25 protein-coding genes are annotated in these 24,245 nt (G+C 36.3%); 4 read left to right on the forward strand and 21 right to left on the reverse strand.

Annotation, left to right across the window (positions count from 1 at the left end; all coding sequences use genetic code 11):
* Window positions 1-8 precede the first annotated feature (8 nt).
* The 8 genes from ACIQ4I_RS19230 to rpsF all read right to left on the reverse strand — a co-directional run bounded on the left by ACIQ4I_RS19230 (window position 9) and on the right by rpsF (window position 7,611).
* On the reverse strand, window positions 9-1,301 hold the full coding sequence (locus tag ACIQ4I_RS19230) for an adenylosuccinate synthase (protein WP_403099030.1): 1,293 nt from the start codon (window positions 1,299-1,301) through the stop codon (window positions 9-11).
* A 144-nt stretch (window positions 1,302-1,445) separates the two neighbouring features.
* Window positions 1,446-2,804: a replicative DNA helicase gene (gene dnaB, locus ACIQ4I_RS19235; protein ID WP_403099032.1), complete on the reverse strand. Its 1,359-nt coding sequence runs from the start codon at window positions 2,802-2,804 to the stop codon at window positions 1,446-1,448.
* A 12-nt stretch (window positions 2,805-2,816) separates the two neighbouring features.
* Window positions 2,817-3,266 carry a 50S ribosomal protein L9 gene (gene rplI, locus ACIQ4I_RS19240; RefSeq protein WP_403099035.1) on the reverse strand — a complete coding sequence of 150 codons (450 nt, stop codon included), beginning with the start codon at window positions 3,264-3,266 and terminating at the stop codon, window positions 2,817-2,819.
* A complete protein-coding gene (locus ACIQ4I_RS19245; RefSeq protein WP_403099037.1) occupies window positions 3,263-5,239 on the reverse strand; it encodes a DHH family phosphoesterase in 1,977 nt (658 codons plus the stop codon). Before ACIQ4I_RS19245 ends, rplI begins: the two co-directional genes overlap by 4 nt.
* Before the next feature lie 13 nt (window positions 5,240-5,252).
* Window positions 5,253-6,194 carry a YybS family protein gene (locus ACIQ4I_RS19250; RefSeq protein WP_403099039.1) on the reverse strand — a complete coding sequence of 314 codons (942 nt, stop codon included), beginning with the start codon at window positions 6,192-6,194 and terminating at the stop codon, window positions 5,253-5,255.
* Between the two features lie 238 nt (window positions 6,195-6,432).
* A complete protein-coding gene (gene rpsR / locus ACIQ4I_RS19255; RefSeq protein ID WP_403099041.1) occupies window positions 6,433-6,669 on the reverse strand; it encodes a 30S ribosomal protein S18 in 237 nt (78 codons plus the stop codon).
* Between the two features lie 57 nt (window positions 6,670-6,726).
* The gene (gene ssb, locus ACIQ4I_RS19260) at window positions 6,727-7,281 is read right to left on the reverse strand and encodes a single-stranded DNA-binding protein (RefSeq protein WP_403099042.1); all 555 of its coding nucleotides are present in this window, start codon (window positions 7,279-7,281) and stop codon (window positions 6,727-6,729) included.
* Window positions 7,282-7,320: 39 nt separating this feature from the next.
* Window positions 7,321-7,611, reverse strand: coding sequence for a 30S ribosomal protein S6 (gene rpsF / locus ACIQ4I_RS19265; protein ID WP_403099044.1), 291 nt, complete (start codon window positions 7,609-7,611; stop codon window positions 7,321-7,323).
* Between the two features lie 162 nt (window positions 7,612-7,773).
* Between rpsF and ACIQ4I_RS19270 the strand changes: the two genes are divergently transcribed.
* Window positions 7,774-8,331, forward strand: coding sequence for a DUF3267 domain-containing protein (locus ACIQ4I_RS19270; protein WP_403099046.1), 558 nt, complete (start codon window positions 7,774-7,776; stop codon window positions 8,329-8,331).
* A gap of 47 nt (window positions 8,332-8,378) precedes the next feature.
* On the opposite strand, the gene ychF is transcribed toward ACIQ4I_RS19270, so the two are convergent.
* The 3 genes from ychF to ACIQ4I_RS19285 form a co-directional block, all read right to left on the reverse strand.
* Window positions 8,379-9,479, reverse strand: a complete 1,101-nt coding sequence (gene ychF, locus ACIQ4I_RS19275; RefSeq protein WP_403099048.1) for a redox-regulated ATPase YchF — start codon at window positions 9,477-9,479, stop codon at window positions 8,379-8,381.
* Window positions 9,480-9,761: 282 nt separating this feature from the next.
* The gene (locus tag ACIQ4I_RS19280; protein WP_403099050.1) at window positions 9,762-9,968 is read right to left on the reverse strand and encodes a DUF951 domain-containing protein; all 207 of its coding nucleotides are present in this window, start codon (window positions 9,966-9,968) and stop codon (window positions 9,762-9,764) included.
* A gap of 2 nt (window positions 9,969-9,970) precedes the next feature.
* The gene (locus ACIQ4I_RS19285) at window positions 9,971-10,861 is read right to left on the reverse strand and encodes a mechanosensitive ion channel family protein (protein WP_483880689.1); all 891 of its coding nucleotides are present in this window, start codon (window positions 10,859-10,861) and stop codon (window positions 9,971-9,973) included.
* A 73-nt stretch (window positions 10,862-10,934) separates the two neighbouring features.
* Here ACIQ4I_RS19285 and yyaC point away from each other — a divergent pair, with 73 nt between their 5' ends.
* Window positions 10,935-11,531, forward strand: coding sequence for a spore protease YyaC (yyaC, locus tag ACIQ4I_RS19290; protein ID WP_403099052.1), 597 nt, complete (start codon window positions 10,935-10,937; stop codon window positions 11,529-11,531).
* Here the strand turns inward: yyaC and ACIQ4I_RS19295 are convergent.
* The 10 genes from ACIQ4I_RS19295 to rpmH form a co-directional block, all read right to left on the reverse strand.
* On the reverse strand, window positions 11,490-12,194 hold the full coding sequence (locus ACIQ4I_RS19295) for a DUF554 domain-containing protein (protein WP_403099054.1): 705 nt from the start codon (window positions 12,192-12,194) through the stop codon (window positions 11,490-11,492). The genes yyaC and ACIQ4I_RS19295 overlap by 42 nt on opposite strands.
* Before the next feature lie 11 nt (window positions 12,195-12,205).
* Complete coding sequence (locus ACIQ4I_RS19300; RefSeq protein ID WP_403099056.1) at window positions 12,206-13,045, reverse strand: ParB/RepB/Spo0J family partition protein; 840 nt, start codon at window positions 13,043-13,045, stop codon at window positions 12,206-12,208.
* Complete coding sequence (locus ACIQ4I_RS19305; protein ID WP_403099058.1) at window positions 13,038-13,799, reverse strand: ParA family protein; 762 nt, start codon at window positions 13,797-13,799, stop codon at window positions 13,038-13,040. The genes ACIQ4I_RS19300 and ACIQ4I_RS19305 overlap by 8 nt, the downstream gene beginning before the upstream one ends.
* Before the next feature lie 158 nt (window positions 13,800-13,957).
* Window positions 13,958-14,818, reverse strand: a complete 861-nt coding sequence (gene noc, locus ACIQ4I_RS19310) for a nucleoid occlusion protein (protein ID WP_403099060.1) — start codon at window positions 14,816-14,818, stop codon at window positions 13,958-13,960.
* Between the two features lie 202 nt (window positions 14,819-15,020).
* Window positions 15,021-15,737, reverse strand: a complete 717-nt coding sequence (rsmG, locus tag ACIQ4I_RS19315; protein ID WP_403099063.1) for a 16S rRNA (guanine(527)-N(7))-methyltransferase RsmG — start codon at window positions 15,735-15,737, stop codon at window positions 15,021-15,023.
* 226 nt (window positions 15,738-15,963) lie between these two features.
* Complete coding sequence (mnmG, locus tag ACIQ4I_RS19320; protein ID WP_403099065.1) at window positions 15,964-17,850, reverse strand: tRNA uridine-5-carboxymethylaminomethyl(34) synthesis enzyme MnmG; 1,887 nt, start codon at window positions 17,848-17,850, stop codon at window positions 15,964-15,966.
* A 40-nt stretch (window positions 17,851-17,890) separates the two neighbouring features.
* A complete protein-coding gene (mnmE, locus tag ACIQ4I_RS19325; RefSeq protein ID WP_403099067.1) occupies window positions 17,891-19,276 on the reverse strand; it encodes a tRNA uridine-5-carboxymethylaminomethyl(34) synthesis GTPase MnmE in 1,386 nt (461 codons plus the stop codon).
* Window positions 19,277-19,418: 142 nt separating this feature from the next.
* Entirely contained in the window at window positions 19,419-20,246 is an 828-nt protein-coding gene (jag, locus tag ACIQ4I_RS19330) for an RNA-binding cell elongation regulator Jag/EloR (RefSeq protein WP_403099069.1), read from the reverse strand.
* A gap of 108 nt (window positions 20,247-20,354) precedes the next feature.
* A complete protein-coding gene (rnpA, locus tag ACIQ4I_RS19335) occupies window positions 20,355-20,741 on the reverse strand; it encodes a ribonuclease P protein component (protein WP_403099071.1) in 387 nt (128 codons plus the stop codon).
* A gap of 79 nt (window positions 20,742-20,820) precedes the next feature.
* Window positions 20,821-20,955 (reverse strand): 50S ribosomal protein L34, encoded by a 135-nt coding sequence (gene rpmH / locus ACIQ4I_RS19340; protein WP_066791201.1) that lies wholly within the window; start codon window positions 20,953-20,955, stop codon window positions 20,821-20,823.
* A gap of 568 nt (window positions 20,956-21,523) precedes the next feature.
* Between rpmH and dnaA the strand changes: the two genes are divergently transcribed.
* Window positions 21,524-22,867: a chromosomal replication initiator protein DnaA gene (gene dnaA / locus ACIQ4I_RS19345; RefSeq protein WP_403099073.1), complete on the forward strand. Its 1,344-nt coding sequence runs from the start codon at window positions 21,524-21,526 to the stop codon at window positions 22,865-22,867.
* 174 nt (window positions 22,868-23,041) lie between these two features.
* The gene (gene dnaN, locus ACIQ4I_RS19350; RefSeq protein ID WP_403099075.1) at window positions 23,042-24,178 is read left to right on the forward strand and encodes a DNA polymerase III subunit beta; all 1,137 of its coding nucleotides are present in this window, start codon (window positions 23,042-23,044) and stop codon (window positions 24,176-24,178) included.
* Window positions 24,179-24,245: the final 67 nt, after the last annotated feature.

The following is a 24,245-nucleotide window of genomic DNA, read 5'->3' on the forward strand; positions in this document are numbered from 1 at the left end:
TAGTCTGATTAAGCTTCTTCCCAAACATCAATTAGTACATTTGTTTGTTCACGGTCTGGGCCTACTGAGAATGTTGCAATACGAATACCTGTTAATTCACTAACACGTTTTACATAGTTACGTGCATTTTCAGGTAGCTCTTCTAGCGTTTTGCATCCTGTAACATCTTCAGTCCAACCAGGAAGTTCTTCATAAATTGGTTTGCAGCCTTCAATAATGTGAAGGTTTGCAGGGTATTCAGTGATGATTTCACCATTGTAATCATATGCAGTACAGATTTTAACTGTATCTAGACCTGTTAATACGTCAATTGAGTTAAGAGCTAAATCTGTGATACCTGATACACGGCGAGAATGACGTACAACAACTGAGTCAAACCAACCAACACGACGTGGACGGCCAGTAGTTGTACCATATTCACGACCAACTTCACGAATTTGATGACCTACTTCATCAAATAATTCAGTTGGGAATGGGCCATCACCAACACGAGAAGTATAAGCTTTTGATACACCAATTACACGTGTTACTGCAGATGGGCCTACTCCAGCACCTGTAGCTACACCGCCTGCAACTGGGTTAGATGAAGTTACATATGGGTAAGTACCATGGTCAACATCAAGTAAAATACCTTGTGCGCCTTCAAATAATACTTTACCACCTTCGTCTAAAACGTCATTTAATACCTTAGAAGTATCTGTTACGTATTGAGCGATTTCTTGACCGTATGCATAGAATGGTTCGAAGATATCTTCGAATTTTAAAGGTTCTACTTCGTAGAATTTAGTGAATAAACGATTTTTGATTTCTAAGTTATTACGAAGTTTTTCTTCAAATACTTCTTTGTCTAAAAGATCCGCGATACGGATACCAATACGTTGAACTTTATCTGTATAGCAAGGTCCGATACCTTTACAAGTAGTACCGATTTTTGCATCTCCGCGAGATTCTTCGTCTACCTTATCTTGATAAACATGGTAAGGAAGAATAACTTGAGCACGGTTTGAAATACGTAAGTTAGAAGTATCAATTCCTCGATCTTGTAAACCTTTAAGCTCTTTTACTAAAGATTCAGGGTTAATAACCATACCGTTACCCATTACTGAAGTTTTTTCTTTATAAAAAATACCTGAAGGGATTAAATGTAGTTTATAAGTTTCGCCTTCAAATTGAATTGTATGTCCTGCGTTATCGCCACCAGAAAAACGAGCGATTGCCTCTGCCTTTTTAGATAGGAAGTCAGTAATTTTACCTTTACCTTCGTCTCCCCATTGTGTTCCTACTACTACAACTGATGTCATGATCAGCACCTCCGTCAGACACTTTCATAGTGTCCTGATTCAAACAGACTTATTGTAACAACGAAAACGAGTATAGTCAACAAAAAGCAATAAGAAACACGAACATATCATACACGTCAGACATCAATGTTCGTGTTTTATTGTTTAATAGCCTCCTGCTGGTGCCTCAGCACTCCAGTCAACGCTAACAAATTTATTGAATTCTTTTTTAAACGCCAATTTTACAGTATCTGTTGGGCCATTACGTTGCTTTGCAACAATAATTTCAATTGTATTTGCATCTTCCGTTTGTTTATCATAGTAATCTTCACGGTATAAGAATGCTACGATATCGGCATCTTGCTCAATACTTCCAGATTCACGAAGGTCACTCATCATCGGACGTTTATCTTGACGTTGTTCAACGCCACGAGATAATTGAGATAGTGCAATAACAGGAACTTCTAACTCCCGAGCTAATGCCTTAAGTGACCGTGAAATTTCGGATACCTCTTGTTGTCTATTTGCACCTGCACCACCGCTACCTTGAATAAGTTGTAGGTAATCGATTAGAATCATACCAAGACCACGTTCTTGTTTTAATCGACGACACTTTGCACGAATTTCACTAACACGAACACCAGCAGCATCGTCAATATAAATCCCTGCACGAGATAAAGTCCCCGTTGCCATCGTTAGTTTACGCCAATCTTCCGAATTTAAAGCACCTGTACGTAAAACTTGTGCATCTATATTCCCTTCTGCACAGAGCATACGCATGACAAGTTGTTCTGCGCCCATTTCGAGCGAGAAAATTGCTACATTCTCTGTAGTTTGAGTTCCAACAGCCTGTGCCACATTCAATGCAAAGGCGGTTTTCCCAACGGATGGTCTAGCTGCAACGATAATTAAGTCACCACGTTGGAAACCTGCAGTTAAACGATCCAAATCACGGAACCCCGTTGGAATACCAGTAATATCACCTTTGCGATTTTGTAATTGTTCAACATTGGCGTATGTCTCAACAAGAACATCCTTTACATGCTTAAAGTCACCGGCATTTTTGCGATTCGCCACTTCCATTACTTTACGCTCAGCTTCAGAAAGTAACGCATCTACTTCATCTTCACGCGTATAACCGTCTTCTGCTATTTTTGTAGCTACTCTGATTAAACGGCGTAACACAGCTTTTTCCGATACAATTTGAGCATAGTAGCCAACATTAGCTGCTGTCGGAACAGCATTGGCAATTTCAGTAATGTAGGAAATACCACCAATATCATCTAATTCATTATGTGATGACAATTCTTCAGTAACAGTGATTACATCAATTGCTTTTCCTTGATCGCTTAAACGTAACATCGTCTGGAAAATTATTTGATGTGCAGAGCGGTAAAAGTCTTCAGGAATTAAAATTTCTGACGCCGTAATCAATGCTTGGGGTTCGAGAAATATAGCACCTATGACAGATTGTTCAGCTTCTTGGTTGTGAGGCGGAACGCGGTCCAATTGTGGATCGTTCATAAACGTCTCTCCTTACGCTTGTTCTGCAACATGTACTTTCAATGTAGCAGTTACTTCATGATGAAGTTTTACAGGTACTTTCGTTACTCCTAATGTACGAATAGCATCTTTTAATTCCATTTTTCGTTTATCAATTTTAATACCATGGTCTTTTTGTAATTGTTCCACGATTTGTTTTGAAGTGATTGAACCGAATAAGCGACCATCTTTACCTGGTTTTGCTTTTAACTCTATAGTTAAACCTTCTAATGTTTCTTTTAATGCTTTCGCATCTTCTAATTCTTGTGCAGCATCTTCAGCAGCACGCTTGTTTTGTGCCTTTAATTTTGCAATTTCTGTAGCTGTTGCTTCTACTGCACTTTTTTGTTTTAACAATACGTTACGCGCGTAGCCATCTGAGACCTCTTTTGTTTCACCTTTTTTACCTTGGCCTTTAACGTCTTTTAAAAATATTACTTTCATGATTCTGTGCTCCCTTCTAATACATCATCTATTGCTACTTTTAACTTTTCAATTGCTTCGTCAATTGTTTGAATTTCTAATTGGCAAGCGGCATTTGTCAAATGGCCACCTCCGCCTAATTCCTCCATTACAAGTTGTACGTTAATCTCACCTAATGATCTTGCACTAATACCAATTGTGCCATCATTACGATGAGCAACAACGAAGGATGCTGAAATATCTTTCATCGTCAATAAAATATCTGCAGTTTGAGCAATTAAAACAGAGTTGTATATTTTATCACTATCTCCACGTGCAATAGCAATTCCTTTATGAACAAATTCCGCTGTTTGCACAATTTTAGAACGTTCTATATACGTACTAATATCCTCTTTTAAAAGACGTTGTACAAGTACGGTATCCGCTCCATTTGTACGCAAATAAGATGCTGCTTCAAATGTTCTTGCACCTGTACGTAATGTGAAGCTTTTCGTATCAACTATAATACCAGCTAATAAGGCTGTTGCTTCTAACATTGTTATTTTATCATTTTTTGGCTGATATTCTAATAGTTCAGTTACTAATTCAGCTGTTGAAGAGGCATATGGCTCCATATATACAAGCATTGGATTTTTTACGAATTCCTCTCCACGACGATGGTGATCGATGACTACGACTTTATCCGATTTATTAAGTAACTTTTCCTCTATTGTCATACTTGGTTTATGTGTATCAACTATAACCAGTAATGATTTATCTGTAATCTTATCTAATGCCTCTTCTGGCGTGATAAAGCGATTAAATAAATCAGATTTTTCTTTCACCACTTGCATTAAACGGCTAATACTATTATCAATGTTATCGAAATCTACAACTACATAACCATCAATACCATTCATATCTGCCATTTTGCGAACACCAATTGCAGCACCTATAGCATCCATATCAGGCATTTTATGGCCCATTACAAAGATTTGGTCACTATCCTGTATTAAATCACGCAATGCATGTGAAATAACACGTGCACGTACTCTTGTGCGTTTCTCGACAGGGTTTGTTTTACCACCGTAGAATTTTACTTTTCCATTAGGTTGTTTAATCGCTACTTGGTCACCACCACGTCCAAGGACAAGATCTAAACTCGATTGTGCAAGCTCTCCTAATTCAAGTAAAGATTGTGATCCAGCTCCAACACCAATACTTAATGTTAATGATAGATTTTGCTGCGCTGTAATCTCACGAATATCATCAAGAATTGAGAATCTTTTCTTCTCCAGTTCTTGTAAGATCGATTCATTCATAACAGCGATAAAACGGTCAGAATCGATACGTTTCAAGTAAATACGATTTGTTGTGCCCCAATTATTAACAAGTGAAGTAACAAGTGAATTGGTTTGACTACGATTTTGGTCGTCCATTCCTTGTGTGATCTCATCATAATTATCAACGAAAAGAATCGCAATAACTGTACGGTCATCATAGTAAAGTGCTTCAATTTCTACTTGTTCTGTAATATCAAAGAAGTATAGTAATTTATCCTCTGGCTTATAAAACGCACGATATTTACGGTCTTTTAGCGTAATATTAAGCTCATTGGACTCCTCATGCTTAATAAGGTTATATAAATCTTCTGATAAAGAGAAAATTTCCTCACCGATCAGTGAATCTGTTCCTAATATACGTAGCATATAAGGATTGGTCCATTCAATTAAAAACTGCTCGTCAATTAACACGATGCCTATTGGCATTTCTAGCAATGCTTCTTCTCCAACCTTTTTTAAACGGTAAGAAAGCATCTCAATATGCTTCTCAGTCTCTTTATATGTGTCAGATTCAGCTTTCCAAGCAAGAATCAATACTAGTACAAGGACAATACCATAAACGATACCAGTCGGTAAATTCCACATAACGCATATAACAACGCCCGCTATTCCTAGCAATGACAGGATTAAAAGAGGATAACGTACTGGTCGTTTTCTAAAAAGAGTACCCATAAATCTCAACTCCTTATTTTCTTGTCATGCCACTAATAAGCCCACGGATGTTAAATCCTAGATCAGCAATACCAAGTAATGTGACAAACGAGCTTAGTGGCAAAGCTAAGATTGTACCAACAATTAAAGTCCACTTTGGCCATCCCTGCTGATACACGTAAAAATGAATAAGTGAAATACCTTGTAGCATAAATAATATACTTAAGATAAAAGATAAATTTAATAACACTATATAAATAAATGTTCCTGCCTCTGGCTTTACAAATAAAGTCATTGCTAACACGGCAAGATAATACCACAAAGTCGCACGTGGTATTCGCAAATCTCTAAATGGCGCGAACTTTGGAATTTCTAATCCAAAACGGCGTAATAACGGCAAATTCACTGAAATAACAATAAACGTCATAATAAAAACTAATAGCGTCACTACAGACGGCATCACCATTTGTATTGTATTAAACATAGTATTTAACTGTTCAGTTGAGATTGGTGCTTGACCAGTAATTGATTTTACTATTTCATTTGATTTTTGATAACTTTCTCGAGTACTTGTTAACGCTTGCTTCAAAATATCCATATTGAAAAACTTAACCGAAATGATATACCCCACAGTAATGGAAATCAAAACGGTAAATGCTGTCGACATAAATAAGAATATTTTGCTTTTCTTTGTACGTATTACATCTCCAATAACAAACCCGATAATCGCAAACAGAATTGCTATAGGCAGAGATAATAAGCCACCAAATAAAAGTGAAATAACGATACTAACGATTACAACGAATATCGATGAACTACGACTGTATTTTGCGCTATACCAAGCTATTGGTAAAGAGATAAACCAGATTGTCACAATACTTACCACAGGCACATATGTAGAGATAGCTAATAATATCGTAAACAATGCAACCATCATGGCGCCGTGCGTAATTCTCCTTGTCTGATTTTCCGGCATTTAAAACCTTCCTTTTCATAAAGAAAATCTATTATTTCATCTTATTATTGTACCATGTTTCATGTTATCGAACAAAAAGTGTACCGTTATTGAATCAAATGATTGTAAGTTCATTGGTACGAAAAAAAGTCTAATGTTAATAAAAAAGACTGGCACTAAATCATATGCCAATCCTTACAAAATCCCTTTCATATCTAAAAAAAGAGACCAGCATGATGCTGATCCCTTCGATTGATGACTATTTATCATCTGCAGTGAATGGTAGTAAAGCCATTACACGAGCTACTTTGATAGCTGATGTAAGTTTACGTTGGTATTTAGCGCTTGTACCAGTCACACGGCGTGGAAGAATTTTTCCGCGTTCAGAGATGAATTTTTTTAATAAATCAACATCTTTATAATCGATGTTTTTGATGTTATTAGAAGTGAAATAGCAAACTTTACGGCGTTTGCGGCCTCCTCTACGTGGTGCCATTGTGTAGTTTCCCTCCTCATTTAATAATAAATATATGACGTGTAATGAGTCATTTACTTAGAATGGTAGGTCGTCTTCTGTAACGTCGACTTTTCCCCCACCATTACTAACTGGTGCAAATGGATCTTCATCTACACGTGTATAATTCTGCTGACTAGGTGATTGATTCTGTTGATAAGATGGTTGTTGATAGTTGCCTTGTTGTGGATCTTGGCCGTATGATTGACCTCCACCATTAAATGATGGTTGTCCGCCATATGGCTGTCCTTGTTGAGGACGATCTCCAGCAGCTCCGCGTGGTTCTAAGAACTGAACGCTATCTGCAACAACTTCAGTTGTGTAAACACGTTTACCATCTTGTCCTTCATAACTACCTGTTTGAATGCGGCCTTCAACGCCTGCTAAGCTTCCTTTTTTCAAGAAGTTCGCTGCATTTTCAGCCTGTTTACGCCAAACAACGCAATTGATGAAGTCCGCTTGTCTCTCACCTTGTTGGTTAGAAAACGTTCTATTTACAGCTAGTGTAAAACGAGCAACGGCTGCGCCACTTGGTGTGTAGCGAAGTTCCGGATCTTTTGTTAGTCTTCCAACTAGTACGACACGGTTAATCATCAGAATGCAACCTCCTTTATCTGCGTTTTTTAGTTAAAATTATTTTTCTTCTTCGCGAACTGCAATATGACGAATGATATCTTCGTTGATATTTGCAAGACGAGTGTATTCATCGATTGCTTTTGAATCAGCGTTAACTTTCACGATTTCATAGAAACCTTCGCGGAAGTCTTCGATTTCGTAAGCTAGGCGGCGTTTGCCCCATTCTTTTGATTCGATGATTTCAGCACCGTTAGAAGTTAAAATTTCGTTGAAACGTTCAACTAAAGCTTTTTTAGCTTCATCTTCGATGTTTGGACGAATAATATACATTAATTCGTATGCTTTCATTGTATAAGCACCTCCTTATGGACTTTGGCCAAAATTATTGGCAAGGAGTTAGTAATTTTTAATACTAACATCAACGAATTGTATCATAAAATAGAATAATAAGCAACTAACCTCACTAGGCAATACTTATTTCTTTCTCTATACTGAAATTGGGGTGATTATTTGGAAAGTAACTCGGAACCAATTGCTATTATTGAAATAGATATTCAAAAGGTAGCTTGGCAAAATTTACTTTTGACCGTCTTTTTAATGATTGCATTCTTTTTTATAAATATCTTTATCCATCATGACTTTACATTTCATATATCGATATCGCATGTACTTTTGAATTTCCTATTATTTATTATTCTGTATATTGTACTAATAGTATTACATGAGTGTTGTCATCTATTAGGTTTTGTTCTTTTTGGAAAAGTGCCATTTAGCAGTCTAAAATATGGCGTCAATTTAAAAATCGGCGTGGCTTATGCAACAACTACAGAATTATTATCAAATAAAGCTATGAGAAAAGCATTGCTACTTCCTTTTTGGTTAACAGGTGTAATTCCTGCTGTAATTGGCTTTATGATGGATTCTAAACTATGGATTTTTTTAGGTGCATGGTTAATTGCCGGTGCAATTGGTGATTTTATAATGTATATCAAACTTCGAAAATATCCAAAACAATATTTGGTTAGAGATGACCCAAATCTTCCTAAATTATATGTTTATAAAAACTAAAAAAGGCAGCCCAACATCTTATTGGGCTGCCTTTGAATTATTCAGCATTATACATTAAAGCGGAATAACATAACGTCGCCATCTTCTACGACATACTCTTTACCTTCAAGTCGTACTCGTCCTGCTTCTTTAGCTGCTGCCATAGAACCGTGTTCCATTAAGTCCTCATAAGAAACAGTTTCTGCACGGATAAAACCTCGTTCGAAGTCAGAGTGGATAACTCCTGCACATTGTGGAGCTTTCATACCTTTACGGAATGTCCATGCTCTTACTTCTTGCACGCCTGCAGTAAAATAAGTAGCTAATCCAAGTAAACTGTATGAAGCACGGATTAATTGATCTAAACCAGATTCTTCAATGCCAAGTTCTTCTAAGAACATTGCTTTTTCTTCATCATCTAATTCAGCTATTTCTTCTTCAATTTTTGCACAAACAACAATTACTTCTGCACCTTCAGCAGCAGCAAATTCACGAACAGCTTGTACATATTTATTGTTGTCTGCATCTGCAACTTCTTCTTCAGAAACGTTTGCTACATATAGCATTGGCTTGATAGTTAGTAAATTTAATCCTTTAATGACTTTCATCTCATCATCAGACAATTCAACAGCGCGAGCTGGTTTTTCATCTGCAAATGCTTCCTTAATCTTTTCAAGGATTGGTGCTTCAATCATTGCTTCTTTATCTTTTTGACGAGCTAATTTTCCAACTTTTGAGTAACGTTTATCAACTGATTCTAAGTCTGCAAGAATTAGTTCTAAGTTAATTACTTCAATATCACTAATTGGATCCACTTTGCCATCAACGTGCGTAATATTTTCATCTTCAAAGCAGCGAACTACTTGAGTAATGGCATCAACTTCACGAATATGTGCTAAGAATTTGTTACCAAGACCTTCACCTTTACTAGCACCTTTTACAATGCCCGCGATATCAGTGAACTCAAATGCAGTAGGAACTGTTTTCTTTGGTTCAACTAATTCTGTTAATTTATCTAAACGTGCGTCAGGAACTTCTACAATCCCTACATTGGGATCAATTGTTGCGAATGGATAGTTCGCTGCAAGTGCACCTGCTTTTGTAATTGCGTTAAATAATGTTGATTTACCAACGTTTGGTAGACCTACGATACCAGCTGTTAAAGCCATTCTTTCCACAACCTTTCAAAATATAAATGCTAATCAATTACCATTCGGCGTAATTGCTCCAGATTTTGAATTGTGCTTGCACAATTCACTCCTTTTAAAATCTGTTACATCCGCCAGAAGCTTTAACTTCTTTCAACGTTTATCTAGAAACTCACTAAAAGCAGAAAATATCTGCATTCATCTCACCACCTATAGAGGTGATGGCTTCTGCTGAAGGAAGTTAAATTATTTACTATTCAACTTGTTAATTATAGAGATTTGCTTGGAAAAAGTCTAATTTCGCTATTGTTCTGTTGGATCTGCAAAGACCAATACCTTCTTCATTTTCTTATCAAACTCTCTGCGTGGAATCATTACACTATGTTGACATCCCTCACATTTAATACGAATATCTGCACCCAAACGGATAATCTTCCACTCGTTAGTGCCGCATGGATGTTGCTTTTTCATCTCGACAATATCACCTAGTCCGTATTTTTTTGCTTCCATCTCTACTCTCCTTCTTCAAATGCTTGATTATTATTACGTTCATAAACCATCATTTTTGGATAAGGAATTTCAATACCATTACGGTCGAAAATATCTTTAACATCGCGGCGAATCATTCTTGAAACAGCAAAATGTTGCATTGGTAATGTCTCAACAGAAATTCGTAGAGTTACTTCCGCTCCAACCACATTTTGCACACCAAGTAATGTTGGTTCTGAAACAATTTCTTCGCGAGTAGACGGTAAAGTTTTTAAATATTGCTCTATTAACTTTTCAGCTTTAGTAATATCGGAACTATAAGCTACACTTACATCCACAATGGCTATTGAGTTATTAATAGAATAGTTGACTACTTCTGTGATTAAGCCATTTGGGATGATATTAATCTCTCCAGATGCCCCTTTTATCTTCGTTGTACGTAGACCAATTTCAAGAACTGTACCTTCAGTAGAAGTAATTTTAATGAAATCACCTACACCAAATTGATCTTCGAAAATAATGAAGAAACCAGTGATAACATCTTTCACTAAGCTTTGTGCACCAAACCCGACAGCTAAGCCGACGATACCAGCACCTGCTAATAAACCAGCCACTTTAATACCCATTACAGATAAAATAGCAATGATTGCTGAAAAGTAGACTGTGTAGGAAATAACACTTTGTAATAGTCGTAGAATCGTTAGATGACGGCGTTCTGAAGCTGGTTGCAAAGCAATTGGCCCAGTCATTCGAATTTGAAAGAACTTCTTAATCGCTATCTTCGCTACACGAACAACAACCATTGATAATAGCCAGATAGCAATAATCTTCATTGTCGCTATCCCTATACTAGTCCACAGCTCTTCATCATTTAAATAATTTATCAACTTATTATACATGGTCTCTAATGTCACTTTTATTGCTCCTCTTGCATAAAAATTTTCAATCATACGTATACTGCAGAAAAAGAAGAAAGTGAGACTTTCTATGACACTTCCTATTTCTAATTCGGCATTCTCATACGCATTACATTATCAGGATTCAGGTGCCATCTGGCGTTTAAGTTCTTTCTTATTAGAGCATATACCATTTCAACATGAAAATCTTGTGTTTTGTTGTATTGGTTCGGATCGTTCAACAGGTGATGCATTAGGGCCTTTAACTGGTAGTTTACTATCAAACTATATTTCATTTCCTTATAAGATCATTGGTTCCTTAGATCAACCGCTACACGCCTTAAATTTAAAGGAAACAACAGAATCTCTTCTGGGACAATCTATTCCTCCATTTGTTGTTGCTATTGATGCATGTCTAGGTGAACAACAACGTATAGGGGAAATTCTTTTTCAAACAGGTCCTCTTTTACCAGGAAAAGCTGTAAAAAAAGAATTACCACCAATTGGAGACGTCTCAATTAAGGGAATCGTCAATTTTGGTGGCTTTATGGAACATACTATTTTACAAACAACAAGATTAAATGTCACTTATGAAATGAGTAATCGTATCGCCCGTGCACTATACCTGGCTTGGCATCGCCATTCTTTAAAAAATATGCATGATCGTAACTACAATCGCAACTACTAAAATAGCTGGTAGTATATTCGCTACGCGGATTTTCGTAAGGCCCATCATATTTAAACCAATGGCAATAATCATGGCACCACCTGTTGCAGTCAATTGTTGAACAAATGTATCTAGTAATGCAACTGGCACAATACTACTAATTTGTCCTGCAAACAACGCAATCAATCCCTGATATAAAAACACTGAAACTGCACTTAATAGAACACCAATGCCTAAGGTTGATGCTAAAAATATGGCAGTAAATCCATCAATGATTCCTTTAGTAATTAATACAGAATGGTCATTCCGTAAACCACTATCAAGTGCACCAATAATAGCCATCGAACCAATAACAAAAATTAATGTACTTGTGATAAAACCTTGGGCGATATCGCCATGTTCGCCCTTATTTCCGATTTTATATTCTAACCATTTCCCAATTCGATTTAACTGTAAATCTAAATCAATCCATTCCCCAATAACGGTCCCTATCACAAGGCTAACAATGACTACAATAAAATTGTTACTTGTAATCCCCATCTGGATGCCGAGTACTGTAACAGCAAGCCCAATTACTTGCATCACTGTTTCTTTCATTTTATCGGGTATCCCTTGTAAGAACCTTCCAATTACAGCTCCCACTGCAATTAGCAGTGTATTAATGATTGTTCCTAATAAGACCAACTAACACCCTCTCAATCCTCAAGTAATTCTAATATACGCTCTAAGTCATCTTCAGAGAAAAATTCAATTTCAATCTTCCCTTTATTCTTTGTCTTTTTAATTAAAACATTCGTTCCAAAATAATCTCTTAATTGAGATTCCTTTTCTTCAATGAAAATATCTCTATTCACCTTTTTATTTGTTTCACGTGGAACGTCCTCATTCAAAGAATGCACTAATTCTTCTAATTGGCGGACATTAAGCTGTTGTTTCATTACTTTATCAGCTACAATTGGAATTTGTTTTTTATTTTTCAATCCCAATAATGTTCGACCATGACCCATTGTTAGTTTGCCTTCATTAACAAGTTTTTGTATTTCCTTTGGTAATGTTAAGAGGCGGACATGATTTGCAATATGAGGGCGGCTTTTACCAATTCGTTTAGACAATTCCTCTTGTGTCAAATTTAAATGTTCCATCAAATTATGATAAGCTTCAGCTTCTTCAATAGGTGTTAAATCTTCACGTTGGAGATTTTCTAAAATGGCTAATTCCATCATTTGCGAGTCGTTCAAATCACGGATCACAGCTGGCACCTCTGTTAAATTAGCTAACTTAGCTGCACGGAAACGTCTTTCACCTACAACGATTTCATATTTAGTTTCTTTTCTGCGTAAAATTATAGGTTGTAAAATTCCATATTCTTTAATAGATTGTGCAAGTTCTTGTAAGGCTTCTTCATCAAAGACTTTACGTGGTTGATATGGATTTACTCGAATATCTCTAATAGCAATTTGCGTTACTTTATCTGCTTCTATAAGCCCTTGGTCTTGAAAAAGTGCACCGAGCCCTTTACCTAATCCTTTAGCCATTTTTAATCACCTCTCTAGCCAATTCTAAATAAACTTCAGCACCACGAGATTTACGATCATAAATAATAATTGGTTCACCATGACTTGGTGCTTCACTTAAACGAACATTTCTTGGCACAATTGTTTTATAAACTTTATCTTGGAAGTATTTTTTAACTTCATCAATTACTTGTAGCCCTAAATTTGTACGAGCATCTAACATAGTCAGTAATACGCCATCAATCATTAACTGATTATTTAAATGCTTTTGAACGAGACGTATAGTAGATAACAATTGGCTTAAGCCCTCTAATGCATAGTATTCGCATTGTACAGGGATTAAGATTGCATCGGCAGCTGTTAATGAATTAATCGTTAACAATCCTAAAGATGGAGGGCAGTCGATAATTATATAGTCATAGTCTTTCTTTATATCATCGATGGCATGTTTTAAACGAACTTCCCTAGAGAGTGTTGATACTAGCTCGATTTCTGCTCCTGCAAGTGCAATTGTCGCTGGCACAGTATATAAGTTTTCAACTTGTGTTTTGCAAATGGCAGTTTGAATTGGTTCATCATCAATTAGTACATCGTAAATGCATTTATCTACTTCTCCTTTGTTGATGCCCACACCACTTGTAGAGTTTCCTTGTGGATCCGTATCAATCAGTAATACTTTCTTTCCTAATGTAGCAAGGCACGCGCTTAAATTAACAGATGTTGTCGTCTTACCAACGCCGCCCTTTTGGTTTGCAATAGCAATTGTTCTTCCCATGGTGCACCTGCTTTCAGAAACATTTTAATCAAAACAACTAACATACCTTTTTATACATTCTATCAAAAAAATGTTTTTTCGGCTCCATTTACTAGTCTAAATATAAATAAAAAACTCTTATTCTAGTTTTCTAGAGTAAGAGTTTAATAAAAATGGTGCTATGCTTTCTTTTTTGGAATCTTTACTGTGATTTGATAGAACTCATCATGTTCTTCTTCTTCAGTTTCTACATGAATCCCTGTTTTGTTCACCATTGATAAAGACTGGCGAATTGTATTGAGTGCAATTCGAATATCCTTACTAATTGCTTTGCGACGAGGTTTTGCCTTTTTAGGCTTTTCCTCAGGATTTAATATTTCATTGATTCGTTGTTCCAATTGTCTAACGTTATAATCATGGTCAATTGTCTCTTGTAGCAACTGCAATTGTAATGCCTCGTCTTTTATTGGCACTAATGCACGTGCATGGCGTTCAGAAATTTCCCGCTTTAAAATTGCTGTCTGAATTGTTTCAGGCAATTTTAATAGGCGCAATTTATTAGCGATAGTCGATTGCCCCTTACCTAAACGTTGTGCAAGGGCCTCTTGTGTTAACTCATGCAATTCTAAAAGTCTTTGATAAGCTTGTGCTTCTTCAATTGATGTAAGTTCTTCACGTTGTAAGTTTTCAATCAGAGCGACTGAAGCAGTTTCCTTGTCATTCATTTCGCGAATGATTGCAGGTACTTCCGTCCAGTTTAATGATTTCATCGCACGATATCGACGCTCACCTGCAACGATTTCATAATGATCATTCTCTAATTTACGTACGACAATTGGTTGAATTACGCCATGTGTATGTATAGTACGCGCTAATTCTTCAATCTTTGAATCATCAAAAATTGTTCGTGGTTGGTAGCGGTTTGGGCTAATTTTCTCTATGGCAAGCTTCATAACCGATTCCGTATTATCCACTTCGTTTTTTGAGGCATTTTCTACTTTCTCACCACTTCCAAAAAAACGTGAAAAAGTACTTTTCATCCCTTGGCACCACCTTTAACGATAGTTCTCTCCACACTCCATCTAAAATTATTAAGTAATATTTTCTAATTTTGCGGAGATGACTATCTATCTATATATATTTACTAACATTATACAAAAAGTAAGTATGTCCATTTATCATTATAATTACTTTCGATAAAAAACGGTAGATTCCTTTTTTCTGTTTCATGTGAAACATATACTAGTGAATTGGTGATTTGTTTGGTACACCTGGCTTACGCGGATATTTTTTAGGTGTATTTTTTATTTTTTCAAAGACGTAGATTGTACGTTCACTATTTTCTATTGGTAATGAGAATTCAAATTTCTCTACAAGCTTTGTTCCAAGGATTGAGATGGCTTTTTGGGAATCTTTTAATTCTTCTTCGCCACTTGCTGCTTTCATCGCTACGAATTGTCCGCCTGATTTTACAAGAGGAATACAAAGCTCCGATAAGACTGATAATCTTGCAACAGCACGCGCTGTTACCATATCAAATTTCTCGCGATATGTTGTATTTTGTCCAAAATCTTCTGCGCGAGAATGAACAAAATTCATATTCTCTAGATGTAATATATCACTTAAATAATTCAAAAATTGAATTCGTTTGTTTAATGAATCTACAATAGTAACTTTCAAATGTGGGAAGCAGATTTTAATAGGGATACTAGGAAATCCTGCTCCAGCTCCAACATCGCATAATGACTGTACATGATTAAAGTCAATATAAAAAGCAGCACTAATCGAATCATAGAAATGCTTTAAATAAACAGATGGCTGATCAGTAATTGCTGTTAAATTCATCTTTTCATTCCATTCTACTAGTGTCTCGAAATAAGTATGGAATTGTTGAATTTGTTCCTCTGATAACTCAATTCCTTGTTCTTTTAAAGCTTGCACAAACTGTTCTTCGTTCATGATATTCCCCTTCCATTAGTGCTACTGGTAAGTTTTTTTAATTCGTTTTTAGTTATTTCCAACTTTTGGCGCAAGATCTGAACGGGCGCCCTTAGCTATCAATTATATACAGCTTCACGCGCCAGAACCTCGATGTCAAATATTCTCCCCATTGTGAGGAAAAATGTCCCTCTTCACGAGAAGAATATTTGCTAATCGGGCCTTGACAGGCGCGTTTAGCATTTAATTATACTTTCGCAATTTTACCATGTTCAATATACACTAGTAAAATTGAAATGTCAGCTGGGTTAACGCCTGAGATACGTGAGGCTTGAGCCACTGATAATGGTCGTACTTCTTTTAGTTTTTCTTTTGCTTCTGTTGCGATACCAGAGATTGCATCGTAATCGATATTTTCCGGAATTCTCTTATCTTCCATTTTTTTAAGTTTTTCAACTTGTTGAAGGGCTTTTTCAATATATCCTTCATATTTTACTTGAATTTCAACTTGTTCTTTCACTTCATCTTTTAACTCTACAGGTGATAGTGTTAATGAAGCTACTAGTTCATAGTTTACTTCAGGACGTTTTAATAAATCTGTTCCACGGATACCATCTTTTAATGGACTGCTTCCGACCGCTTGTATAGCTGCTTGTGTTTCTTCATTTGGTTTTAAGATAACACCATGTAAACGAGCGATTTCCTCTTCTACCTGCGCTTTTTTTACAAGGAATTTATCATTACGTTCTTTTGAAATTAATCCTGCTTCGTAAGCACGTTCTGTTAAACGCATATCTGCGTTGTCATGACGTAATAATAAACGATATTCAGCACGAGATGTTAATAAACGATAAGGTTCATTTGTACCTTTTGTGACTAAGTCATCGATTAATACACCAATATAAGCATCAGCACGACCAAGAATCATTTCATCTTTGTTAAGAGCTTTTGCAGCAGCATTAATACCCGCCATTAACCCTTGACCAGCTGCTTCTTCATAACCAGAAGTACCGTTAATTTGACCCGCTGTATAAAGGTTTTGAATACGTTTCGTTTCAAGTGTTGGCCAAAGTTGCGTCGGGACAATAGCATCATATTCGATAGCATAACCTGCACGCATCATTTCGGCTTTTTCGAGTCCTGGAATTGTTTCAAGCATTTTACGTTGAATATGTTCTGGTAAACTTGTTGATAGGCCTTGAACATAAACTTCTTGCGTATTGCGACCTTCTGGTTCTAAGAATAATTGGTGACGAGGTTTATCATTAAACCGCACAATTTTGGTCTCAATAGATGGGCAATAACGTGGACCTGTACCAGTAATCACACCTGTGAACATTGGCGATTTATCAAGATTATCGTTAATAATTTGGTGTGTCTCGGGGCTAGTATATGTTAACCAACATGGAATTTGATCTGTGATAAATTCAGTTGTTTCATAGCCGAATGCACGAGGCTCTGGATCCCCTGGTTGAATTTCTGTTTTGCTGTAATCGATTGTTTTGCTATTTATACGTGGTGGTGTACCTGTTTTAAAACGAACCATGTTAAAGCCTAGGTCACGTAAATTGTCAGCAAGTTTAATAGATGGTTGTTGGTTATTTGGACCACTTGAATATTTCAAATCTCCAATAATAATTTCACCGCGTAGGAATGTACCAGTTGTGATGATAACTGTAGTCGCACGATAAATAGCTCCTACTTGAGTAATAACACCTTTTACTTGTCCGTCTTCTACAATTAGTTCTTCAACCATTGCTTGATGGATTGTAAGGTTATCTTGATCTTCTAATAATTTTTTCATCTCACTTTGATACAACACTTTATCCGCTTGCGCACGTAAGGCACGTACAGCTGGGCCTTTACCAGTGTTTAACATACGCATTTGGATATGGGTTTTATCGATAATTTTCCCCATCGCTCCACCCAATGCATCAATTTCACGTACTACAATTCCTTTTGCAGGTCCTCCAACTGATGGATTACATGGCATAAAGGCAATCATATCTAAGTTTATTGTTAATACTAATGTTTTTGCACCCATTCGAGCTGATGCATATGCAGCTTCTACCCCTGCATGACCAGCTCCAATTACTACAACATCGAACGTGCCTGCTTCATATTTTGTTGGCATGCTCGTTACTTCCTTTCTATATTTAGAATTTGAATTTATATTATTTCCCTAAGCAGAATTGTGAGAAAAGCTGATTGATTAAACTATCTTGTACCGTATCACCAACGATTTCACCAAGAATTTCCCATGTTCGTGTGACATCAATTTGAATCATATCGACAGGAACACCTGCATTGGCAGCTTCAATTGCATCATTAATTCGATTAAGTGCTTGATGCAATAGCGCAATATGGCGAGCGTTTGATACATATGTTAAATCACCTGCTTCAACAGAGCCTTCAAAGAATAATGCTGCAATTGCTTCTTCAAGCTCAGTAACACCTTCTTCTTGCAATAGAGAAGTGGTTACTAATTTACGATTACCCGCAAGTTCTTTTACACGGTTTAAATCGATTTTTTGTGGTAAGTCTGTTTTATTGACAACAACGATGTAATCCATGTTTTGAATCGTTTCAAATAATCGCTCGTCTTCTTCGGTTAGCTCATCATTATAGTTTACAACAAGTAGGATTAAATCTGCCTCTTTTAGGACTTGGCGAGATCGTTCTACCCCGATTCGTTCAACAATATCCTCTGTTTCACGAATCCCCGCTGTATCCACTAATCGAAGCGGTACGCCACGTACATTGACGTATTCCTCTATAATATCACGCGTTGTACCTGCAACATCAGTGACAATTGCTTTATTTTCTTGAACTAAGCTATTTAGTAATGAAGATTTCCCTACATTTGGTCGACCTAAAATAACAGTTGATAAACCTTCACGCAAAATCTTACCTTGCGAAGATGTTTGTAAAAGCTTTTCAATTTCTTGTTTTACCCATGACGATTTTTCTAACATCAATGGAATGGTCATTTCTTCTACATCATCATATTCTGGGTAATCGATATTTACCTCGACTTGCGCTAGCACTTCAATTAACGCTTGACGTAATTCATTAATCAAACGTGATAATTTGCCATCCATTTGCCCAAGTGCTAAATTCATCGCTTTATCTGTTTTAGCACGAATCAAATCCATAACAGCTTCAGCTTGTGATAAGTCAATACGTCCATTTAAAAACGCTCGTTTTGTAAATTCCCCTGGTTCAGCCATTCGCGCACCGTTACGAAGCACTAGTTGAAGCACACGATTAACTGAAACAAGCCCACCGTGACAGTTTATTTCTACTACATCCTCACGTGTAAAGGTTTTGGGCCCTTTCATCATTGATAACATGACTTCTTCGACTACTTCACCTGTTTCAACTTCTTTTAAATGACCATAATGGATCGTATGAGATGGTTGTGTGGATAACTTTTTCCCACTTGGCGAATGAAAAATACGATCTGCAATTTCAATTGCTTGGTCACCACTTAATCGGACAATAGCAATTGCTCCCTCGCCCATCGGTGTGGATATCGCTGCGATTGTATCAAACTCCATAATTACTACCTCCTATATTAAAAATTATCCACATGTGGATAATTAATACCGTCTAACTCTCTAACATACAATAATACCATAAAGCAAAAAAATGAGCCCTTCTCAACTTTTGAGAAGGACTCTTTCACAATCCTTGTAAGAATTATCGAATTGGTTCAATAACTAAGTGACGTTTTAGGTCTTCCCCTTCGGAATAGGTTTCAACATCCACTCGATCTGCTAATACATGATGAATAATTTTACGTTCATTTGCTGGCATTGGTTCAAGTTCAACTTTACGCCCAGTATGAACTGCCCTATCTGCCATACGACTTGCTAGTACTTCTAACGATTGTTGACGTCTTTCACGATAATTTTCAACATCTAGTTTTATCATGATGAAGCGTTTGACATACTGATGTGCAACTAATTGCGTTAATTGTTGAAGTGCATTTAAAGTTTGACCGCGTTTGCCAATAAGGAGTGCTGCCTTTTCACTAGATAATCGGAAATTGATCGTTTTTCCCTTTTGTTCAACATTAATTTCAAGATCTTGGATTCCAAGTTGTTTTGAAATTTTTTCTAAATATGTTTTTGACTGTTGAATTGCTTCCGTATAATCTACGGTTTCACTTTCTCCTACACCTTCAACAACCTCTAACTCTTCTGTTTTAACAATTCGAGGCGATTCCTCTAATGTAGCTACAGAACTTATTCTAGTATTCGTATCATTTTGCTTCGATTCTTGTCGATTAATAGCAGTTTGAAACGTCTTTTCTAATTTTTCAGTGACTTCTTGTTTAGTATTCGGCATCTCTAGTTGCTTTTCTGTCACACGAACTTGTGCTTTTCGTGATCCAAAGCCTAAAAAACCTTTTTTTGCTTCTTGAATAATTTCAACATCTACTTGTTTTCGAGTAAGGTTAAGCTCATGCAAGGCTAGCAAGACTGCTTCCTCTACAGTTGCGCCTATTTGCGTAATCTGTTTCACTTTTGGCCCCTCCTGTCTTCGCAGGTTCTGTTGTTTTGTTCAAAGCACACATAACAAGATTCCATTCGTTGAGATCACACTCAACGAAACCCCCTGCAAAATTCTTTATTATTTTTTCATTATTCTATCATGGGATTTCTTGTTGTCTATACTACTTCTTCTTAAAACCTTCGCAATTTTTAAAACATGTTCAAGGCTCTTCTTTGTTTCATGAAAATTCATGGTGGCCGCCGGATTTCGGGCGATAATGACGTAGTCCATATTTTGCGGAAGCTCATCGTTTAACTCGAAAAAGCTCTGGCGGACATAACGTTTAATTTGATTTCTTGTGACTGCCTTTGCAATTTTTTTATTTATTGATAATCCAATTCTGAATTCCTCTTGTCCCTCTTTTTCAAGATAGTAAACAACGAATTGGCGATTTGCGAATGACTTACCTTTTTTAAACACTTTTTGGAAGTCTTCATTCTTTTTAATTCTGCGGCGTTTTTTCATTTTTGCACCTGCTTATTCTTTTTTTCTCTTCTCCCTCATATATAAAAGAAAAAAAGACCACTGAGAAAATTCAGTGGACTTATGCTGATAATACTTTTCTTCCTTTACGACGGCGAGCTGCGATCACTTTACGACCGTTTTTAGTAGCCATACGTGCACGGAAGCCATGTACTTTACTATGCTTACGTTTTTTTGGTTGGTATGTGCGTTTCATTAATATGACACCTCCTGATGAAAGTCTATTATCTAAATACTACAGACAGTCTTGCATATTATAGCTATTTTCAATCCGTTTTGTCAACCATCTTCAAAAAATTGCTTTTTCAAATCGCTTAATGTTTTTCTCTTTTTTCTATGTTAAGGTTATCCACAGTTCCATTTTAAATACATAAAATCCTCTGTGAACATTTTTTCACACTCAAAAAATTATCCACAACACTTACCGACAACTTTTACACAAGTTCATGCACTGTGGATAACTACGTAGTGTATATTTATTCATTTTGTGGATAACCCCTTAAAACTCTTGTCATACAATACTTTTCCTGATACAATTATTGTGTTTTATTCTGTAAATAAATATTTTCATACAAAATCTTATCCACAATTGTTAATAACTTGTGGATAAGATTATCCACTATAACTGGATAAGGTTTATCCACAGGATGTGTTTACTGTGATTAGCAGTTGAAACACAAGCTGACTTTGATATAATTTTTCATTCAACCACAACCACTTGTAAAAATTTTATAGAATAGTTTTTTTAGAAAAGGAGAAAGAGCTTGGAACATATTGAACAGTTATGGGACAAAGTTCTCTCAGAAGCAAAGCAGAAGATCTCCAAGCCAAGCTTTGAAACTTGGCTGAAATCAACGAAATTGTTAGCCTATAAAAGCGATACTGTAACAATTGCAGCGCCCAATTCCTTTGGACGCGAATGGCTTGAAAACCATTATGTGCATTTAATTGCAGCAATTCTAGCTGAAATAACAGGTAAAGATTTGCACATTCGTTTCGTTGTTCAACAGGATCCGAACTTAGAGAATTTTGATATTCCATCACCTGGCATCCCAGAAAAACATGATGAGCAACCTGAAACTTCTTCAGGAATGCTAAATTTGAAAAACACTTTTGATACATTTGTCATTGGAGCAGGCAACCGTTTTGCACATGCAGCCTCTTTAGCAGTAGCAGAAGCACCAGCCAAAGCATATAATCCGCTATTTATCTACGGAGGAGTTGGGCTTGGTAAAACTCACTTAATGCATGCTATTGGTCACTATGTATTAGAACATAATCCAAACGCAAAGGTGGTTTATCTATCATCTGAAAAGTTTACGAATGAGTTCATTAATTCAATCCGCGATAACAGAGCAGAAGAATTTCGTAATAAATATCGCAGTGTAGATGTGCTACTAATAGATGATATTCAATTTTTAGCTGGAAAAGAATCAACTCAGGAAGAATTTTTCCATACCTTTAACACTTTGCACGAAGAATCAAAGCAAATTGTAATTTCAAGCGATCGTCCTCCCAAAGAAATTCCAACATTAGAGGATAGATTGCGTTCACGCTTTGAGTGGGGACTTATTACAGATATTGCGCCACCAGATTTGGAAACACGTATTGCTATCTTGCGCAAAAAGGCAAAAGCCGATAACCTAGACATTCCAAATGAAGTAATGCTCTACATTGCTAACCAAATCGACTCTAATATTCGTGAATTAGAGGGTGCTCTAATTCGTGTAGTAGCTTACTCTTCCCTTGTCAATGAAGACATAACAGCTGATTTAGCTGCACAAGCATTAAAAAGTATTATTCCTAATGCTACGCCACGCACATTAACCATTTTAGATATTCAAAAAGCTGTAGGTGAGCATTACCACATTAAGTTAGAAGATTTTACAGCTAAAAAGCGTACAAAATCAATTGCATTTCCTAGACAAGTGGCTATGTATTTATCTCGTGAAATGACGGACTGTTCTCTACCTAAAATAGGTGACGAATTTGGTGGCCGTGACCACACAACTGTCATTCATGCACATGAAAAAATATCATCCCTTTTAAAGGATGATCAAGGTCTTCAACAAGACATTAAGCAGATTAAAAGTATGTTAGGAAAATAATTTTCACTGTGGATAACAAGAAAGTTAACAACAAACTTATACACAGTCTATCTACATGTGGATAGACTGATTTTATTTGGCTCAAGGGACTTATCCACGAAATCCACAGCCCCTATTACTATATCTATTAATCTTTTAAATAAAAATAAATAATATATAAGTGAGGTCGTAACAATGAAATTTGATATCATGAGAGATCGTTTACTTGATGGATTAAATGATGTCATGAAAGCAGTAAGTTCCAAAACAACAATTCCTATTTTGACTGGTATTAAAATTGATGTATCGACAAATGGTATGACTTTAACAGGTAGTGATGCAGATATTACAATCCAAACATCTATTCCTGTAGAAGAAGATGGAGAACAACTTATTCATGTAACAGAACCAGGTTCAATCGTACTACAGGCAAAAATGTTCAATGAAATTGTACGTAAATTGCCTACAAATGATGTAGAAATTGAAGTAACAGATCAATTCCAAACAAGAATTCGTTCTGGAAAGTCAGATTTCCATTTAATTGGTCTTGATGCAGCTGAATACCCTATGCTTCCTGAAATCTCACCAGATCGCCAAATTACTTTACCTGCAGATCTATTAAAATCTGTTATCCGTGAAACAGTCTTTGCTGTTTCTACAAGTGAAAGTCGTCCAGTGTTGACAGGTGTAAAGTGGCAAATTAAAGAAGACGGTTTAGTATGCATAGCAACGGATAGCCACCGATTAGCACGTAGGAAAGTAACGTTAGAACATTTACCAACTGAAGAAGCAAATGTTGTAATACCAGGTAAAAGCTTAAATGAATTAAGCAAAATTCTAAGTGACTCAACAACTCCTGTTGATATATTTATGACGAACCAACAAGTTTTATTCAAAACTTCTGATGTCTTATTTTTCTCTCGCCTATTAGAAGGCAATTATCCTGATACAACGCGCTTGATTCCAGAAGAATACAACACAAATGTTACGATTAATGGAAAATCACTTTTACAAGCAATTGACCGTGCATCATTATTGGCTCGTGAAGATCGTAACAACGTAGTTCGTTTCTCTACATTGGCAGATAACAATATTGAAATTTCTTCGAACTCACCTGAAATCGGTAAAGTTGAAGAAGAAATTCAAGTAGAAACACTAGAAGGTGAAGAGTTACGTATTTCATTCAGTGCGAAGTATATGATGGATGCTTTGAAGGCAATTGATGGACAGGAAGTAATTATTCAATTTACAGGCGCAATGCGTCCATTTATTATTCGTTCTGTTCATGATGATGCAATACTTCAATTGATTTTGCCTGTCCGTACGTACTAAACGTTTTGTTGATATAACTTTAAACTGAATTATTTCCCAAGTTTAATTAGTACCAGGTGCTAATTAT

Source organism: Rummeliibacillus sp. NPDC094406 (assembly GCF_044763875.1).
Classification (GTDB): Bacteria; Bacillota; Bacilli; order Bacillales_A; family Planococcaceae; genus Rummeliibacillus.